Raw genomic sequence first — 14885 nt, 5'->3', positions numbered from 1 at the left:
GGCCCCCAAGCGACACCGCCGCGGAGACCCCCACCCCCGACCCCTCCCCGCAAGGGGGAGGGGAGCGCACTGTCGATGCCGCCATTTAGTATGTTCTCTCCTCCGTCATTGCGAGCGAAGCGAAGCAATCCAGGGGGGCTCGGGTGGGACTCTGGATTGCTTCGTCGCTTCGCTCCTCGCAATGACGGTTGTGGTCGGGATGTCATTCCGGGGCAGCCCGTCAGGGCTGAACCCGGAATCTCGAGATTCCGGGTCTGGTCCTTCGGACCATCCCGGAATGACGGAGACGATTTCATGCCACCACACCCAAATTCTTCGCCGCCTGCCAGTTGCGCCAGAAGTCGTGGGGCATCTGGATGTGCGTCGCGCCGAGGAACGAGAACGCATCGTTGACCGCGTTGGAGAACGCCGGCACGCCGCCGACATTGGGGCTTTCGCCGACGCCCTTGGCACCGATCGGGTGGTGCGGCGACGGGGTCACGGTGAAGTCGGTCTCCCAATGCGGCGTCTCGACCGCGGTCGGCATGAAGAAGTCCATGAACGAGCCGGTGACGACGTTGCCTTCGGAATCGTAGCGGATCTCCTGGCCCATCGCGATGGCGAAGGCCTCGGTCAGGCCGCCATGCACCTGGCCCTCGATGATCATCGGGTTGATGCGGGTGCCGCAATCGTCGAGCGCATAGAAGCGCCGGACCTTGTACACGCCCGTATCCACGTCGATGTCCATCACGCAGAGATAGGCGCCGAACGGATAGGTCATGTTGGGCGGATCGTAGTAGCTGACCGCCTCCAGCCCCGGCTCCATGCCCGGCGGCACCGAATTGTACGCCGCCCAGCAGATGTCCTTCATCGACATCGCCTTCTCCGGCAGGCCCTTGACCCGGAAGCCGTCGATGTCCCACTCGAGATCGTCCTCGTGGACCTCGAGCTTGTAGGCCGCGATCATCTGCGCCTTGGCCTTGATCTTTCGGGCAGCCATCGCGATGGCCGCGCCGGCGACCGGCGTCGAGCGCGAGCCGTAGGTGCCGAGGCCGTAAGGCGCGGTGTCGGTGTTGCCCTCCTCGACCATGATGTTGTCGGCGGGAATGCCGATCTCGCTGGCGATGATCTGCGCCCAGGTGGTCTCGTGGCCCTGGCCCTGGCTCTTGGTGCCCATCCGCGCGATACCAGCGCCGGTCGGGTGCAGGCGGATCTCGCAGGAATCGAACATCGCGATCCCCAGGATATCGCAGTTCTTGGACGGGCCGGCGCCGACGATCTCGGTGAAAAAGCCGATGCCGATGCCCATGATCTCGCGCGTCTCGCCGCGCTTGAACGCGGCGCGCTTCTCGGCCTGCTCCTTGCGCAGACCGGCGTAGTCAACAGTCTCCATCATCTTGCGCATGGCGGTGTGGTAGTCACCGGAATCATATTCCCAGCCCAAGGCCGAATGATAGGGAAACTGCTCCGGCTTGACGAAGTTCTTCAGCCGAAGCTCGGCCGGGTCCATCCCGAGCTTCTGCGCGAGGATGTCCATCGCCCGCTCGATGCAATAGGCCGCCTCGGTGACGCGGAAGGAACAGCGATAGGCGACGCCGCCCGGCGCCTTGTTGGTGTAGACGCCGTCGACCGCGAGATGCGCAACCGGGAAGTCGTAGGAGCCGGTGACGATGTTGAAGAAGCCGGCCGGCCATTTCGACGGATCGGCGCAGGCATCGAAGCCGCCATGGTCGGCCAGCACGTGCACGCGCAGGCCGGTGACCTTGCCGTCCTTGGTCGCCGCGATCTCGGTCGTCATGTGATAGTCGCGCGCGAAGGCGGTGGCGGTGAGGTTCTCGATGCGGTCCTCGACCCATTTCACCGGCTTGCCGGTGACGATCGAGGCCACCGCCGCGCAGATGTAGCCGGGATAGGCGCCGACCTTGTTGCCGAAGCCGCCGCCGATATCGGGCGCGATGACGTGGATCTTCTGCTCCGGCAGTTTGGCGATCAGCGACACCACGGTGCGGATCACGTGCGGCGCCTGGAAGGTGCCCCAGATCGTCAGCTCGCCCTTGATCTTGTCGAACGAGCACACGCACTGGCAGGTTTCCAGTGGCGACGGATGGGTGCGGTGATAGGAGATCATCTCCTTGATCGTCACATCCGCCTTCTTGAACGCCGCGTCCGTCAGCTCCTTGTCGCCGACGCTCCACTCGAAAATGTGGTTGTGGTGCTTGCGCGGGCCGTGCGCGCCTGATGTCTTGCCGGCGAGATCCTCGCGCAGCACCGGCGCATCGGGGTCCATCGCCTTGAACGGATCGACCAGCACCGGCAGCGGCTCGTAGTCGACGACCACCTTGGACACGCCGTCATCGGCAGCGTAGCGGTCGGTGGCGACGACGAAGGCAACCTCCTGGTTCTGGAACAGCACCTTGCCGTCGGCGAGCACCATCTGCACGTCGCCGGCCAAGGTCGGCATCCAGGCGAGGTTGACGGTCTTCAAGGTCTCGGCAGTGATGACCGCGAGCACGCCCGGCACCTTCAGCGCGTCCTCGGTGTGGATCGCCTTCACCCGCGCATGGGCATGCGGCGAGCGCACGAAGTCGCCATGCAGCATGCCGGGCAGCTTGACGTCGTCGACGTAGTTGCCCTTGCCTTGGGTGAAGCGGATGTCCTCGACGCGCTTGCGCCGGCAGCCCATGCCTTCGAGGGCGGCTTCGCGTTGTTCCCGCGTGGGAGTCATGTCGTTCATTCCGCGGCCTCCTGGAATTCCACGCCGTTGATCTTGGCGGCGGCGTATTGGATCGCCTTGACGATGTTCTGATAGCCGGTGCAGCGGCAGATGTTGCCGGAGATGCCGGCGCGGATCTCGGCTTCCGTCGGCGACGGATTCTCCTTCAGCAGCCGGTGCGCGCGCAGGATCATGCCGGGCGTGCAGAAGCCGCATTGCAGGCCGTGCATCATGCGAAAGCCTTCCTGCAGCGGCGACAGCGTGCCATCGGCATTGGCCATGCCTTCGATCGTGGTGATCTCACAGCCATTGGCCTGCACCGCCAGCATCGTGCAGCTCTTCACGCTCATGCCGTCGATATCGATCGTGCAGGCGCCGCAATGGCTGGTCTCGCAGCCGATATGCGTGCCGGTGAGCTGCGCCTGCTCGCGCAGGAAATGAACCAGAAGCGTGCGCGGCTCCGCGAGGCCCTCGACCTCGCTGCCGTTCACCTTCATCGTGACGTGGGTTTTGGGCATTCGGTGCTCCCTGAAGACGTCTTTGAACTTTGGTCCGAGCTATCAGCCGCGATCTCGGTGCGCTCCCCTCCCCCTTGCGGTCGGGGGTGGGGGTCCCAGGAAAGACCACCCGCGTGGCCCCCCCCACCCCGACCCTCCCCCGCCTAGCGAAGCTCCGCTTCGCGCGGGGGGGAGGGAGAAGAGCGTTTGCGCCGCAACGGCAGAGCCACTAACTACTTCGCCCGGCTCGCCGCGCGCTGCAGCGCGCGCATCACCATGATGCCGCCGACATGCACGCGATACTCGGCCGGACCTCGCGCATCGGACGCCGGCTGCATGATCGCCCGCGCCGCATTCGCGGCGGCCTTCAGGACCGCATCGTCCAACGTGGTGCCGATCACGGCATTCGCCGCATCGGTCGCCAGCAGCGGCGTCTCGTGCAGGTTGGTCAGCGAAATGACGCAGCTCGCCACCTTGCCGCCGGCCATCGTCAGCACGACACCTGCCGCCGCGGTCGCATAATCGCCGACCTTGCGCTTCAGCTTCTCATAGGCGTAGCCGTGCCCCGCAGGCGGCACGGGAATGCTCACCCCGGTCAGGATCTCGCCCGGCTCCAGCGCCGTGAAATACGCGCCCTGGTAAAACTCCCGCGCCGCGACCTCGCGGGCGCCATTCGGACCTTCGAGGCGATAGGCTGCATCCAGCGCCAGCATCAGCGCCGGCATATCGTTGCCGGGATCGCCGTTGGCGACATTGCCGCCCAGCGTGCCGCGATAGCGCACCTGCGGATCGGCGATCAGCAGCGCCGTTTCGTGCAGGATCGGCAACGCCTGACCGATCTCGGCGGATGCCAGCAGCTCGGCCTGCGTCGTCATCGCGCCGATCGCGATCCGGTCGCCGTCGCGGCAGATGCCCTTGAGGCCGGCGATGCCGTGCAGGTCGACCAGATGCGCAGGCGTTGCCAGCCGCAACTTCATCATCGGCAGCAGGCTGTGGCCGCCGGCAAGCGGGCGGGCTTCGTCGCCGAGATCGGCGAGCAGCTTGATCGCGTCGCCGACACTCGCGGGCCGGTGATAGTCGAACGGACCAGGAATCATCTCGTTTCCCCTCTTCTGCTGGCCTGCCTTGCCGGATTGGCCATCGCGTTGTTGCGGCGGGCGTTCATGCTGCAAGAGCGAAGTGTAAACGCCAGCGGACCGCGAATTGGGCGGAGGGTCGATCGGGATCGCCGGTCGCGCAACGAAGCGGGCACGGAGAGCAGCGAATTCGCACGAACGGCTGACAACCGCGCACGAATTGCGTCAGTGAGGGCGACCCAATAGCGCGCGGCGACGTTGCGACGGAGCGCGAGGTCGTGCTGACACACGACGCGATGCGCGCGCACGTTCGGCTGCTCTGTGTGCATCGCAGACAATGGCCGCGCTGCTATTGCAGCTGCGAGATGAACCTGTCGATCATGCGGGCCGCCGCAGCCCGAGCCGCGCCTTCACCTCGGCGACCTTGGCGCGGCTGACCGGCACGCGCGGCTTGGACGGGCCATCGAGCTCGATGATCGCGCCCTCGCCCTCCTTGCCGACGAACGTCACGTGCTCGATCGCGACGATGTGACTGCGATGCACGCGGATGAAGCGACCGGGATCGAGCTGCGCCTCGGCCTCGGAGATCGACCACGGGCACATCCGCTCGCGGGTGCCGTCGTGCACCCTTGTATAATGTGCATCGGCACGGACGCTGCGCACGTCCCCGGCATCGATGAAATGGGTGCCATTGGCGCCCTCGAGCGGCAGACGCGCCGCGGCGATGCGCGGCGGCTGGCCGATGCCGCCGAGCGGCGCGGCGATGATCCGGCTCGGCGTCGGGGCCTCGACGGGGGGCTCGACAGCGGCGGGTGGTGCGACCGGCTCAGGTGCGAGCTGCGGCGCAGGTTCGGCCACTGCCGGCGCCGTTTCGGGTTGACGGCGGTCCGGCACCAGGGACAGCAGGAAGCCTGCGGCGACCACAAAGCACAACACCGCAACGACGATGGCGAGCGCCTGCGGCGACGCGGCAAGCCCTGCGGCGTGATGATGTCCCTCGCCCGGCGGCGCGACATGCATGCCCAGCATCGCCGTATAATGCATGCCGGACACCGCTATGCCGAATGCGATCGCGCTGATGGCGAGCCGCAAGCCATCCTGCCGCGCCAGGAAGATGCGCAGGCCGCCATAGGCCGCGATGATCGCAATGCCGACCGACAGCGCCACCAGGGCAGGATCGTGCGTCAGCCCGAACGACCCGGCGAGCCCGTGCATCCCGACATAATGCATGCTGGCGATGCCGGCCCCGAGCAGCAGTGCGGACGGAATGACGCGCCTGGGCGAGGGATCGCCGATGCTGACGAAGAACAGCGAAATGCCGACGACGAGCGCGCAGATCAGGAAGGAGATGATGGTCGGCAGCACCAGATAGACGGCATCCGCCGGCAGCGGCGCGGCCATCATGCCCACGAAGTGCATGGTCCAGATGCCGACGGCGAGAATACCGGCAGCACCGGACAACAGCACGCGCGGATCCGCTCCCGGCCCGCTGCGAATACGGGCCGTGAGACTGAATCCGGTATAGCCACCCAGGCTCGCGATCACGACCGAGAGCGCGACGAGATAAGGATCGTATCCTTTGATCATCCTTGCCGGCCGCCCGTCGCCACGGGCCAGCCTCCTCCAGAGGTTGTTTTACAGGGGCAGCGAGGCGAATGACAACACAAGGCGGGGAGCGCGACAGGGCGTGATGTCGCTGCGTGGCGGACTGACGTGCGCGCGACCTTTCAGTCCTCAGCGGAGATGAGATTCGAGCCCCCACCGCGAAGACGGTGCGCTCCCCTCCCCCTTGCGGGGAGGGATCGGGGGTGGGGGTCCACGCATTCCACTCAAAGCGGTGGGCGTCGACGCTGAGAACGCATGTTGGCGGAAGTGAGTCTCATGGACTTCAGCGCCCGGAGACCCCCACCCCCAACCCCTCCCGGCAAGGGGGAGGGGAGCCCGGCGCCCGTGTTGCGAGATATGCGATCTCCGCAATGAGAGCAGAAGAAGACGTGTGGCCGCTGCCAGCCACACGCCCTCACTTGTTCAGATAATCCCCGCCGCGACCTGGCTGCGCAGCCGCTCCAGGCTCAGCAGGGTCTCCGCACACGCCGTCGCCACTTCGACGCCCTTGGTCGCAAAGTGCTTGCGGAAGAACTCGAAATGCGCCTGCGTCTCGTGGAACTGCTGCGGCGTCAGCACCGCTGAAAACACCGGCACCTCGGTGCGCAGCTGCACGTCCATCAACGCCTTGATGACGGTGTCGGCGACGAACTCGTGGCGGTAGATGCCGCCGTCGACGACGAGCCCCGCAGCGACGATCGCGGTGTAGCGCCGCGTCTTGGCGAGCAGCTGGGCGTGCAGCGGGATCTCGAACGAGCCCGGCACCTCGAAGATGTCGACGCGGTCGCGCGGGATATGGCGTGCCTCGATCTCGTCGAGGAACGCGATGCGGCATTCGGCGACGACGTCGCGATGCCAGGCCGCCTGCACGAAAGCGACGCGCTGCGGCTTGGCGAAGCGTGGATGCGAGGGCGCCGGAGGCGACGCACCGGGCGGAGATGCAGCCGGCGTGTCCGCCGGCGGCGCGGTTTCAGTGATGATGTCGGTGGAAGTGGTGTCGATGGAGTCTTGCAACATCTGATTCATGGTTGTCCTCGTTAAGAGACCAGAATCAGGGCACACGGAACGACGACGCCCCCGCGCTCACATGCGCGGGGTGCCGGGACCCGTTCTCTTTCATCCGGACTTTGACCGTCGGCTTCGGAGTCGCACCGAATCTGCTGACCCTTCTCCGTTCGGCCGGATCCAGAGAACAGGATTCTCCGGACCTGAGCTTGCTGAGAAGGCGCTCGCGGGCTCGCGCTCTCGACCGAGACCGCTTACCGCCGGTGGGGAATTTCGCCCCGCCCTGAGAACATGAGCCGCCCGGCTGGACGGCCCGCATGAACTATGCAGGGGCTCCGCGGCTGCGGCAAGGCCTCACGCCCGCGGCCGGCGAAGGCCCGCCATGCAGCGTCCCGCAGCCTTTCCTGCAGTCAATCCGGCCGAACGGGACGTTTGCGGTGAATCCGACTCCGTTTTGTTCTGATCTGGCCATGATTCCACAGGCTGGACAGGAGTTGTGGACGAAGCGGTGTTTCGCTGTGGACGGACTCACCCCCCCGTTGCGCAGATTCCGCAAATCACATCACTTTGTCCGCGCACGCCCGGGGTACCTCCGGGGCTGCAAGCCGGGTCGCGAAGCGCCGAGAGGGCGCGGGCCGGGTCGCCGCGTAAGTACCAACGAGATCAAGAAGACGAGGTCGAGACGGCATGTCCCTGCTCGAAAGCACTATCGATTCCGGAGATCATCCGCTGAGCGTGGTCGAGAACATCGCCTCCGACAACAATTGGATGTTCGAGCGCTCCGGCGAGGACGAGATCACGATCGCCTCCAAAGGGCAGTGGACCGACTATCAGATCTCCTTCACGTGGATGGCGGAGATCGAGGCGCTGCATCTGGCCTGCGCCTTCGACATGAAAATTCCGGAAGCCCGCCGCGCCGAGGTGCAGCGGCTGATCGCGGCCATCAACGAGCAGTTGTGGCTCGGCCATTTCGACATCTGGACCCACACCGGCATGGTGATGCACCGCCAGGCCCTGGTGCTGCCGGGCGGCATCACCGCCTCCGGCCCGCAATGCGAGAGCATGCTGGCCGGCGCCATCCACGCCTGCGAGCGCTATTTCCCGGCGTTCCAGTTCGTCGTCTGGGCCGGCAAGTCCACCCAGGACGCCATGGCCGCCGCGCTGTTCGATACGGAAGGCGAGGCGTAGGGCCGCGCTGTCGCGACACAGTCGGCGTCGTCCCGGCCTTGAGCCGGGACCCATACCGCGTGATATCGATGTGGCGCGCGCTGCTTGTCGCCCTGCCCTCGCTCCACTAGAACCGCCTGTGATTATGGGTCCCCGCGTTCGCGGGGACGACAGCTTTGCGCGGTGACAGCAGTGGGCAACAACGAACTCCAAAACACCACCGGCACCATCGTGCTCGCCGGCGCCGGCAAGATGGGCGGGGCGATGCTGACCGGCTGGCTGGCCGGCGGACTCGATCCGGCGCGGGTGGTGGTGATCGAGCCGATGCCGTCGGCCGAGATCACAGCGCTGGTGGCCCGGGGCGTGCGCCTCAATCCGGCTGAAGCCGCGGCGGCCGAGGTCGTCATTCTCGCCGTCAAGCCGCAGATGTTCCGCGAGGCCGGGCCGGCGCTGAAGTCGTGGGTCGGCGACTCCACCCTGGTGCTGTCGATCATGGCCGGGACCACGATCGCGAGCCTGCAACATGTCGTAGGCGGAGCAGTCGTCCGCGCCATGCCCAATACGCCGGCCGCCATCGGACGCGGCATCACGGTGGCGGTGCCCGCCGGCAACGTCAGCGACGCGCAGCGCGCGCTCACGGATGCACTGCTGCGCGCCACCGGCGCGGTCGAATGGGTGGATGACGAGACACTGATGGATGCCGTGACCGCCGTGTCCGGCTCAGGTCCGGCCTACGTGTTCCTGCTCGCCGAGGAGCTCGCCCGCGCTGGCGTCGCCGCCGGCCTGCCCGAGGCGCTGGCGACCAGGCTCGCGCGCGACACGGTGTCCGGCGCCGGGGAGTTGCTGCGCCAGTCAGACCTGCCCTCCGCGACCTTGCGCCAGAACGTCACCTCACCCGGCGGCACCACCGCGGCGGCCCTGTCGGTGCTGATGGGCACCGACGGCTTCCAGCCGCTGCTGGAGCGCGCCGTGGCGGCCGCGACGGCAATGTCGAAGGAATTGGCCAAATAGCCTCTCCACCCTCCGCCGTCATTGCCGGGCTTGACCCGGCAATCCATCCCCTTGGCAAAACCGCTCAATGAGATGATGGATGCGCGGGTCAAGCCGGCGCATGACGAGCTTCTTTGGAGCACCGGCCGTGGCTTCGTGCCTTGGCGCCGCCTAGGGCACCGCGAACCGCTTCTTGAACTGCTCGACATTGATCAGCCCGCGGCCGTGGCGGCCGTCGCCGATCTTCACCTCGCCATGGAACGCCTCGACCGAGAAGCGGATGACGCGGCGCTCGACCTCGATCACTTCGGCCACGGTACGGATCGTGGCGCCGACCGGCGAGGCCGCGAGATGTCGGACATTGACTTCGGTGCCGACGGTGACCCAGCCCGGCGGCAGCACCTCCTTGATGGCGTCACCTGAGGTCATCTCCATCTCCAGGATCATCATCGGCGTCGCATAGACCATGGGCATATGAGCAACGAAGTGCCCGACGGTGCGCTCCGGCGGCACCACGAGCAGGCGCTCGGCCCGCAAGCCCGGCTTGATGATCTCACGTGCGTCCATGGGGGCTCCAGTCATTCCGGGGCGCGCAAAGCGCGAACCCGGAATCTCGAGATTCCGGGTCTGGTCCTGCGGACCATCCCGGAATGACGCTTCGCGTCACTTCTTCTGCTCGGCCGCGCGCTCGACGAAGGTCTTGCCGCCCTTCATCTTGTGCGTCAGCGGCGCCTCGTTGATCTGGATGACCACGGCTTCCGGATCGACGCCGAGATGCGTCACCAGCGCCTTGGTGATGTCGCGCATCATGTTGGCCTTCTGCTCGTCGGTGCGGCCGGCGGCCATGTTCACGGTGATCTCGGGCATTGATCGCTTCCTGTTGTGATCTCGTTATTAGTTGCTCGTCATTGCCGGGCTTGACCCGGCAATCCATCTTCTGAAATCGACAGTATTGTTTGGAAGATGGATGCGCGGGTCAAGCCCGCGCATGATGACCTTCTCCTACCCCCAGCTCACGTCATGGCGCGCGAGCACTTCGCGGACGGCGGCGACGAGCTCATCCTCCTTGGCCGAGACCTGCGCCGGGCGGCTCTCGCGCCATTCCTGGTTCGAGGCGATCGCAGCGGCCGCCTTGGCGCCCTCGATCAAATCCTTGATCTGCACCTCGCCGCGCGCCTTCTCGTCCGAGCCCTGGATGATCACGCAGGGCGCGTTGCGGCGGTCGGCATATTTGAGCTGGTTGCCCATGTTCTTCGGGTTGCCGAGATAGAGCTCGGCGCGGATCCCGTGGCCGCGCAAGGTCGAGACCATCTTCTGATAGTCGGCGACGCGGTCACGGTCGAACACGGTGACCACTACGGGGCCGAACGCCGGCCGTGTGTCGAGCTTGCCGAGCATCGTCAGCGCCGCCTGCAGGCGCGACACGCCGATCGAGAACCCGGTCGCCGGCACCGGCTCGCCGCGGAAGCGCGAGACGAGGCCGTCATAGCGGCCACCGCCGCCGACCGAGCCGAACACCACCGGCTGGCCCTTCTCGTTCGGGATCGCCGCCAGCAACTGCGCCTCGAACACCGGACCCGTGTAGTATTCCAAGCCGCGCACGACCGAGGGATCGACCATGATCTGGCTGTGATACCCGGAGGCATCGACCAGGCGCGCGATCTCGACCAGCTCATCGAGTCCATCGATCGCGAGCTTGGAGTCGGCGAAGGTCTCGCGCAGCATGTCGGCGATTCGGCGCGCAATGTCGTACTCGCTTTCCTTACGATCGGCATCACCGGCCAGGCGCTGCGCGACATCCTTGTCGCCGGCATAGGCCAGTAGCGGCGGCGCGACCAGAGCGCGCGCATTGACGAAGGTCTCGATCTTCTTGATCTGCGCCTCGTCGAGTCCCGCGCCCTTGGTGAAGTCGCCGCTCTCGTCCTTGCGGCCAGCGCCGAGCAGTTCGCGGACGCCGCGCTCGCCGAGCCGGTCGAGCTTGTCGATCGCGCGCAGCACGGTCAGCCGTCGTCCAAAGTTCTCATCGCCGCCGAGCCCAATCGCCTCCATGACGCCATCGAGCACCTTGCGATTGTTGACCTTGACCGCGTAGTCGCCGCGGGCAATCCCCAGCGCCTCCATCGTATCAGCCGCCATCATGCACATCTCGGCATCCGCGGCCGGCGAGCCGGAGCCGACGGTGTCGGCGTCGAACTGCATGAACTGGCGGAAGCGGCCGGGGCCGGGCTTCTCGTTGCGGAACACGTAGCCGGCGCGATAGCTGCGATACGGCTTGGGCAGCGCGTCGAAATTCTCGGCGACGTAACGCGCGAGCGGCGCGGTGAGGTCGTAGCGCAGCGAGATCCACTGCTCGTCGTCGTCCTGAAACGAGAACACGCCTTCGTTCGGACGATCCTGGTCGGGCAGGAACTTGCCGAGCGCATCGGTGTATTCGAACGCCGGCGTCTCCACCGGCTCGAAGCCGTAGCGCTCGTAGACCGCGCGAATCTTCTCGACCATCTCGCGCGTCGCGGCGATCGCAGCCGGGCCGCGATCCTCGAGCCCGCGCGGCAATCGCGCCTTCAGCTTCTGGGGTTTCTTGGGTTTGTCGGACATGGGACTCGGCACGTAGGGTGGGCCAGGCGCAGCGTGCCCACCATGGGTGACAAACGCCGCAGCGGTGGACACGGCCCGCTTCGCGGACCTTGGCCCACCCTGCGGGATGGAATGCGTTGAGAGGGTGGTAGCAGCCGAGGAAGGGTGCGGCAACCGGAAGCAGGGTCGGGCGCGGGACGCATCAAGCTCGACTTCGGCCTATGAATTTAGCCGAGCATTTCGCTCCGCATGCGGTGCGCCCCCCTCCCCGCAAGGGGGAGGGGAGAAGACCGTCATTGCGGTTCGACTGTGCCAGAACTCGACTGTGCCCGGAAATTGCCGGCCGAAGGGGCGCCCTGCCCCTCCTTCACAGCCCCTACTTCACATCCCTGATCCAATTGTGCGGATCCGGGCTGCGGCCGTACTGGATGTCGACCAGCTGCTTGCGCAGGCCCATGGCGACCGGGCCGGCGTCGCCGCCGTTGATCAGGACATCGCCGCTCACCGAACGCACCTTGCCGATCGGCGAGATCACCGCGGCGGTGCCGCAGGCGAAGGCTTCCTTCAGCTTGCCGCTCTTGGCATCCGCCCGCCACTGGTCGATCGAATACGCCTCCTCGCGGACCTCGCGGCCGGCGTCGCGCGCCAGCTTGATGATGGAGTCGCGGGTGATGCCGGGCAGGATGGTGCCGAGCGGCGGCGTCGACAGCGAGCCGTCGTCGAACACGAAGAACACGTTCATGCCGCCGAGCTCCTCGACATAGCGACGCTCGATCGCATCCAGGAACACGACCTGGTCGCAGCCCTGCGCGATCGCCTCGGCCTGGGCCTTGAGGCTCGCGGCGTAATTGCCGCCGCATTTGACGCCGCCGGTGCCGCCGACCGCGGCGCGCGTGTAGTTCTCGGAGACCCAGATCGAGACCGGTGCCGGGCCGCCCTTGAAATAGGAGCCGACCGGCGAGGCGATCACGGCGAAGATGTACTCCGCCGACGGCTTCACCCCGAGGAACACCTCGTTGGCGATCATGAACGGGCGCAGATAGAGGCTGCCCTCGCCGCCCGGGATCCAGGCACGATCGATGCGGACGAGCTGCTCGACCGCCTCGATGAAGACGGCCTCGGGCAGCTGCGCCATCGCCATGCGTTCGGCCGAATTCCAGAACCGCTTGGCATTGGCGTCGGGCCGGAACAGGTTCACGCCGCCATCGTCGCGCTTGTAGGCCTTCAGGCCCTCGAAGATCTCCTGCGCGTAGTGCAGGACGGCGGCGGCCGGATCGAGCGGGAAGTTGGCGCGGGATTCGATCCGCGCGCTGTGCCAGCCCTTGTCCTGGCTGTACTGGACCACGGCCATGTGATCGGTGAACACGCGGCCGAAGCCGGGGTTGGCGAGCTTCGCCGCCCGCTCCTGGTCGGAGGTCGGGTTCGCCGTCGGCTTGATGTCGAATGTCAAAGTCATGTCCTTGCTTCCCCCGCTCTGATCGCCATTCGCGAGTTCTGGCGCCGACCCGTCCGATCGGGCCAGTCGGCTTTTTCAATTTCGGACCTGCCGCGGCCGGCTGTTGGGCCGGTCGCCGGGCAAGCGTGTCCTACAGGACATGCTTTTGCGCCCCGCGGAAGTCCAGTATGGTTTGCCGAAATGCCGCTCGACATCACACGGTTGTTCGTTGCGTGGCCTAGGGCTGCCCGTCCGGGTTGCTTACGGCCCGATCTGACACGCCTTGAGGCCATCGCCCGCCAATGAAACGATCTAAAATTTCGTAGCGGGCGATTGTTTTGTAACATTGAACCGCAGAAACGTCAATATGGCTGACATAAATTTCTCGTCTCCGACGTTGAGCCCGGATGTGCGCGCGGCTGAGCCCGCTGCGGCGGCCGGCAGCGAGCCGCTGCGCTGGGACATCATCGAGCTGCTGTTCTTCGCCTATCGCGACTTCGTCGGCGACGCCGACCACGAGCTGGAGGCGTTCGGCTTCGGCCGCGCGCATCACCGCGTGATGCATTTCGTCACACGCTATCCCGGCCTGAAGGTCGCCGACCTGCTCGATGTCTTGCGCATCACCAAGCAGTCGCTCGGCCGCGTGCTGAAGCAGCTGCTCGACGAGGGCTACATCGTGCAGAAGACCGGCAACAATGATCGCCGGCAGCGCCTTCTTTTTGCCACCCCGAAGGGCGAGGCGCTGGTGGCCAAGCTCGCCGGACTGCAGACCAGGCGCATCGATCGCGCGCTGGAGCAGGTCGGACCGGCCGGTGCCGAAAAAGTCCGGCAATTCCTGCGCGCGATGATCGATCGGGACGATCCGGACAAAGTGCTGGAAGCGATCTTCAGGACGCCCGTCGCCGCTGCCAAGGAGTGACCGTGACGATCTCCGCCATCGCACCGCATCATCAGCAGACGCCGGCCGACGATGCGCCGCATCTGTTGCTCGTCGACGACGACCGCCGCATCCGCGATCTCCTCTCGCGCTTCCTGCGCGGCGAAGGCTATCGCGTCACCACCGCGGCGAGTGCGAGCGATGCCCGCGCCAAGCTCACGGGCCTGCATTTCGATCTCCTGATCCTCGACGTGATGATGCCGGGCGAAAGCGGCTTCGATCTCGCACGCTTCATCCGCACGCAGTCCTCCGTGCCGATCGTCATGCTGACGGCGCGGTCAGAGCCGGAGAGCCGCATCGAGGGCCTGCAACTCGGCGCCGACGACTATGTGGCGAAGCCGTTCGAGCCAAGAGAGCTCGCGCTGCGCATCGGTAACATCCTCAAGCGCGCCGCGCCGCCGCCGGCCGAAGAGGTCGTCGAGCAGATCAGCTTCGGCCCGTTCGTCTATCATCTGGCACGCGGCGAATTGAAACAGGGCGAGGAGATCGTCCACCTCACCGACCGCGAGCGCGAGATGCTGCGCATCCTCGCCAACGCCCGCGGCGAGACCGTGCCGCGCGGCGCGCTAACCGGCAACGGCACCGTCAACGAGCGCGCGGTGGACGTGCAGATCAACCGCCTGCGCCGCAAGCTGGAGAGCGATCCGGCCAACCCGCTGTTCCTGCAAGCCGTGCGCGGCATCGGCTACCGGCTGATGACGTCGGGCTGATGAGCGGGTTTCTCGAGCAGTGCACCAACGCGCTCGCCCTGGACACGAGGGCACATGGGGTCTCCTCCATGTTGGCATCGGGGTGCAAGTTGGAGCCGAGATGGAGCACCGCGCTCGGTGCGCTCCCTCTCCCCGCTTGCGGGGAGAGGGTCGGGGTGAGGGGGTACAGGTCTCTCCACAAACACTCCCCGTGCGGC

12 protein-coding genes, 1 pseudogene and 1 riboswitch are annotated in these 14885 nt (G+C 66.4%); of the genes and pseudogenes, 4 read left to right on the top strand and 9 right to left on the bottom strand.

Annotated features, from left to right (window positions below; all coding sequences use genetic code 11):
* Positions 1-292: 292 nt before the first annotated feature.
* The 5 genes from BRAO375_RS09825 to BRAO375_RS09805 all read right to left on the bottom strand — a co-directional run bounded on the left by BRAO375_RS09825 (position 293) and on the right by BRAO375_RS09805 (position 6896).
* The gene (locus BRAO375_RS09825) at positions 293-2713 is read right to left on the bottom strand and encodes an aerobic carbon-monoxide dehydrogenase large subunit (protein ID WP_009027318.1); all 2421 of its coding nucleotides are present in this window, start codon (positions 2711-2713) and stop codon (positions 293-295) included.
* Entirely contained in the window at positions 2710-3210 is a 501-nt protein-coding gene (locus BRAO375_RS09820; protein ID WP_009027317.1) for a (2Fe-2S)-binding protein, read from the bottom strand. The genes BRAO375_RS09825 and BRAO375_RS09820 overlap by 4 nt, the downstream gene beginning before the upstream one ends.
* A gap of 212 nt (positions 3211-3422) precedes the next feature.
* A complete protein-coding gene (locus tag BRAO375_RS09815) occupies positions 3423-4286 on the bottom strand; it encodes an FAD binding domain-containing protein (RefSeq protein ID WP_009027316.1) in 864 nt (287 codons plus the stop codon).
* 357 nt (positions 4287-4643) lie between these two features.
* Positions 4644-5852, bottom strand: coding sequence for an MHYT domain-containing protein (locus BRAO375_RS09810; protein ID WP_009027315.1), 1209 nt, complete (start codon positions 5850-5852; stop codon positions 4644-4646).
* Positions 5853-6293: 441 nt separating this feature from the next.
* Positions 6294-6896 carry a 6,7-dimethyl-8-ribityllumazine synthase gene (locus BRAO375_RS09805; protein ID WP_009027314.1) on the bottom strand — a complete coding sequence of 201 codons (603 nt, stop codon included), beginning with the start codon at positions 6894-6896 and terminating at the stop codon, positions 6294-6296.
* Positions 6897-6974: 78 nt separating this feature from the next.
* A riboswitch (FMN riboswitch) is annotated at positions 6975-7170 on the bottom strand.
* A 392-nt stretch (positions 7171-7562) separates the two neighbouring features.
* On the opposite strand from BRAO375_RS09805, the gene BRAO375_RS09800 reads away from it, so the two are divergent.
* On the top strand, positions 7563-8063 hold the full coding sequence (locus BRAO375_RS09800; RefSeq protein WP_009027313.1) for a type III secretion system chaperone family protein: 501 nt from the start codon (positions 7563-7565) through the stop codon (positions 8061-8063).
* A gap of 162 nt (positions 8064-8225) precedes the next feature.
* A complete protein-coding gene (proC, locus tag BRAO375_RS09795; RefSeq protein WP_009027312.1) occupies positions 8226-9053 on the top strand; it encodes a pyrroline-5-carboxylate reductase in 828 nt (275 codons plus the stop codon).
* A 150-nt stretch (positions 9054-9203) separates the two neighbouring features.
* Here the strand turns inward: proC and BRAO375_RS09790 are convergent, their stop codons facing one another.
* The 4 genes and pseudogenes from BRAO375_RS09790 to BRAO375_RS09775 all read right to left on the bottom strand — a co-directional run bounded on the left by BRAO375_RS09790 (position 9204) and on the right by BRAO375_RS09775 (position 13062).
* A complete protein-coding gene (locus tag BRAO375_RS09790; RefSeq protein ID WP_009027311.1) occupies positions 9204-9599 on the bottom strand; it encodes a thioesterase family protein in 396 nt (131 codons plus the stop codon).
* Between the two features lie 96 nt (positions 9600-9695).
* Positions 9696-9905, bottom strand: a pseudogene (locus BRAO375_RS09785) (tautomerase family protein); the annotation flags it as partial.
* 129 nt (positions 9906-10034) lie between these two features.
* Complete coding sequence (gene hisS, locus BRAO375_RS09780; RefSeq protein WP_009027309.1) at positions 10035-11627, bottom strand: histidine--tRNA ligase; 1593 nt, start codon at positions 11625-11627, stop codon at positions 10035-10037.
* Between the two features lie 355 nt (positions 11628-11982).
* Positions 11983-13062, bottom strand: coding sequence for a branched-chain amino acid aminotransferase (locus tag BRAO375_RS09775; RefSeq protein ID WP_009027308.1), 1080 nt, complete (start codon positions 13060-13062; stop codon positions 11983-11985).
* 346 nt (positions 13063-13408) lie between these two features.
* Between BRAO375_RS09775 and BRAO375_RS09770 the strand changes: the two genes are divergently transcribed.
* Positions 13409-13960, top strand: a complete 552-nt coding sequence (locus BRAO375_RS09770) for a MarR family winged helix-turn-helix transcriptional regulator (RefSeq protein ID WP_035639806.1) — start codon at positions 13409-13411, stop codon at positions 13958-13960.
* Complete coding sequence (locus BRAO375_RS09765; RefSeq protein ID WP_009027306.1) at positions 13957-14688, top strand: response regulator; 732 nt, start codon at positions 13957-13959, stop codon at positions 14686-14688. Before BRAO375_RS09770 ends, BRAO375_RS09765 begins: the two co-directional genes overlap by 4 nt.
* Positions 14689-14885: the final 197 nt, after the last annotated feature.

The organism is Bradyrhizobium sp. ORS 375, assembly GCF_000239775.1.
Classification (GTDB): Bacteria; Pseudomonadota; Alphaproteobacteria; order Rhizobiales; family Xanthobacteraceae; genus Bradyrhizobium.
The sequence above is the reverse complement of the archived record's forward strand: the minus strand, read 5'-3'. Positions and strand labels throughout refer to the sequence as shown.